We start from the raw sequence: 471 nt of genomic DNA on the forward strand, positions 1-471 counted from the left end.
ACCCTAACCCGACAACGCGAAAAAAAGAACTTTGCCATGAAATTGAATATCCGCGCGCAAACTGCACAAAACCAGCACAATAATTCTCCCATCGTTCTTGTCCATGGTCTGTTTGGCAGCCTCGACAACCTTGGCGTACTGGCTCGCGATCTGGTAAACGATCACAATATCATCCAGGTTGATATGCGTAACCACGGTCTTTCACCGAGAGATCCGGTGATGAATTACCCGTCGATGGCGCAGGATCTTGTTGATACTCTGGATGCACTGCAGATCGATAAAGCAACATTTATCGGTCACTCCATGGGCGGTAAAGCGGTAATGGCACTTACTGCACTGGCCCCCGATCGCATCGATAAACTGGTGGCGATCGATATCGCACCGGTCGACTATCACGTACGCCGTCATGATGAGATTTTCTCGGCTATCAACGCAGTCAGTGAATCGGACGCACAAACTCGCCAGCAAGCA

General features: G+C 50.1%; 1 protein-coding gene. It reads left to right on the plus strand.

Features of this window, described 5'->3' with window-relative positions:
- Positions 1-36 precede the first annotated feature (36 nt).
- The coding region (locus FHD02_RS24035) for an alpha/beta fold hydrolase (protein ID WP_220394385.1) at positions 37-471 on the plus strand (435 nt) is incomplete at its 3' end.

It is taken from the genome of Citrobacter sp. EC_71, from assembly GCF_019584005.1.
GTDB classification, from domain to species: domain Bacteria; phylum Pseudomonadota; class Gammaproteobacteria; order Enterobacterales; family Enterobacteriaceae; genus Citrobacter; species Citrobacter werkmanii.